Below are 2,684 nucleotides of genomic sequence, written 5' to 3'. Positions count from 1 at the left end.
AAATAATAAAAAAGGCAGCATGGGCTGGAGCTGATGCAATAAAGCTTCAGACATATACTCCTGACACAATAACCATTGACTGTGATAATGAGTATTTTCAAATAAAACAGGGAACAATTTGGGATGGTACAACATTACATAAATTATATGAAACTGCATATACTCCATGGGAATGGCAGCCTAAATTAAAAGAAGTGGCAGAAAAAGAAGGTTTAGTATTTTTTTCATCACCATTTGATTTTACAGCAGTTGATTTTCTAGAAGAAATGGATGTTCCTGCATATAAAATAGCTTCATTTGAAATAAATGATATTCCATTTATAGAATACATAGCATCTAAAGGTAAGCCAATTATAATGTCAACGGGTATAGCAAGAATGGGAGACATTCAAGATGCTCTTGATGCATGTAAAAGAATGGGTAATGAAGATGTAGCACTTCTTAAATGTACATCATCTTATCCAGCTCCAGTTGAAGAAGCAAATTTGAAAACAATACCTAATATGAAAGAAACATTCAATGTTATTGCAGGTCTTTCAGATCATACAATGGGACATGCAGTATCAGTAGGAGGAGTAGCACTTGGTGCTAAAATAGTAGAAAAACATATGACTCTTAGAAGAAGTGATGGTGGAGCAGACAGTAAATTTTCAATGGAGCCAGAAGAATTTAAGGAAATGGTTGATAATATAAGAATTGTTGAAAAAGCTGTTGGAAAAGTTACATATGATTTATCTCAAAAGCAGATAAATTCAAGAGAACATTCAAGAAGTTTGTTTGTAGTAGAAGATGTAAAAAAAGGTGAAGTGTTTACAGAAAAAAATCTTAAGAGTATAAGACCTGGATTTGGACTTGAAACGAAGTACATAAAAGATATTATAGGGAAAAAAGCGAGAACAGATATAAGAAAAGGAACACCAATAGCTTGGAATTTAGTTGACTAAGAATATTATTACATTAAATATTAATGTGAAATAAATTTGAATAGGAGAAAAAAATGAATGTAGCAATAATAGGAGGATTAATAACAGAAGGGGCAGGAGCCAGCTGTTATGAGAACACTTTTGCCTATAAATTAGAACAATATTTAAAATCAAGATATGAAAAATTAAAATTTTTGAATTTAGGTGCTGGGGGAACAGCATCAAATTTTGGTCTTTTTAGATTGAAAAGAGATTTGGGAAGCTTTAAGCCAGATGTGATTTTTGTTGAATTTGCAGTAAATGATAGAATATATTCAGTATTAGATTCAAGTATATATTTTGAAGGATTAATAAGAGAATGCTCAAAATATACAGATAAAATAATAATTATAGATATGCCTACAGGAATGAGTGATGCATGTACACCAATACATAAAAAAGTTGCATATTTTTATAATCTTCCTGTAATTGATGTTCAGGATGAAGTATGGAGAAAGATAGGAAATCGTGAGATAACATGGACTAAAATATCTATAGATAATCTTCATCCTAATGATAAAGGACATGAGTTATACTATGAAATAATAAAAAACAGTCTTGAAAAAATTGATTTGGAACAAATAAAAATAAGAATAGATTATAGAGTGATAAATAGATATAAATTTATTAATCCATTATTAATAGAACATTCAAATAAACAGATAGAGTACTATGGGAAATGGAAAGAAGATGATTATAATTTAAACAATAAGTTTAGATGTGGTGCTGTAAGCTGTAATATAGGTGATGGAGTCATATTTAAATTTAAGGGAAAACATTTAGCAATGATGAATTTAATGAGCAGAGATAGTGGAAGATTAGCATGTCAATTAGATGAAAAATATGGATTTTATGTGGATTTATTTATGGATTCTGATGGTCATTTTGACACTACCATTAATATAAATAATCTAGAAAATACTGAACATACTTTAACAATGATTATAGATAAAGAAAGAAATCCTAAAAGTTCAGGAAATAAGATAGTTATAGGTGGATTTTTAATAGATCCAGGCAAAATTGATTAGGAGAAGTTTTACTATTTATGAAAGTTTTTATTAGAGCAGATGGTGGAAGATCCATAGGAATGGGACATGTAATGAGGATGCTTGCTCTTGCATCAGAATTTAGAAAGGAAAATGAAGTTTTTTTCTTATGTAAAAATAATGAATCTGGAAAATATGAGGCTGGAATAGATACAATAGAAAAAAATAAATTCAAAGTATTAAAAATTAATGATAAAAAAAATATTGTTGATGAAATCATATCTATGCAGAATAAATATAAAGCAGATATTCTTATAACAGATAGTTATGATGTCAATGAAGAATATTTTTATAGTTTAAAATCTAAATTTAAAATTACTGGCTATGTAGATGATGTCAATAAATGTTATATGAATGTTGAGTTTATAATTAATCAAAATATTAATGCAGAAAAAATGGATTATTCAAAAACAACTTCAGAAGAAACAAAATTATTTTTAGGTCCAAAGTATTGTATGCTCAGGGAAGAATTTAAAAATGCCTGCAGTGAAAAGGTGATAAAAGAATCTGTAGAAGACATTTTATTAACTGTAGGTGGAATGGACAATGTAGGAAATACAATTAAGATTTTAAACAGCTTAAAAACATTAAAGAAAAGAATTCATGTAGTATTAGGAAAAGCATTTGATAATAATGTTATTGATAATGTATATAAAATTGCTGAAGAATATAAAAA

Annotated in this window: 3 protein-coding genes; all 3 read left to right on the top strand. The window is 28.2% G+C overall.

Annotated elements, in window-relative coordinates; translation table 11 throughout:
- Nucleotides 1–944 (top strand): pseudaminic acid synthase (gene pseI, locus Q0F58_RS18695; RefSeq protein WP_294379455.1); only part of this gene is annotated, 944 nt, incomplete at its 5' end.
- A 53-nt stretch (nt 945–997) separates the two neighbouring features.
- Nucleotides 998–1,990, top strand: a complete 993-nt coding sequence (locus Q0F58_RS18690) for an SGNH/GDSL hydrolase family protein (RefSeq protein ID WP_294379453.1) — start codon at nt 998–1,000, stop codon at nt 1,988–1,990.
- Between the two features lie 17 nt (nt 1,991–2,007).
- Nucleotides 2,008–2,684 (top strand): UDP-2,4-diacetamido-2,4,6-trideoxy-beta-L-altropyranose hydrolase (gene pseG / locus Q0F58_RS18685; RefSeq protein WP_294379451.1); only part of this gene is annotated, 677 nt, incomplete at its 3' end.

Origin of the sequence: uncultured Clostridium sp. (assembly GCF_934754915.1) — a bacterium.
In the GTDB taxonomy this organism is placed as follows: domain Bacteria; phylum Bacillota; class Clostridia; order Clostridiales; family Clostridiaceae; genus Clostridium.
Note: the sequence above shows the minus strand (reverse complement) of the source record. Positions and strands in the feature narration are given on the sequence as shown.

Excerpts from the sequence above, each read along its gene's own strand:
- Q0F58_RS18690 (WP_294379453.1), top strand. The coding sequence starts at position 998 with ATGAATGTAGCAATAATAGGAGGATTAATAACAGAAGGGGCAGGAGCC.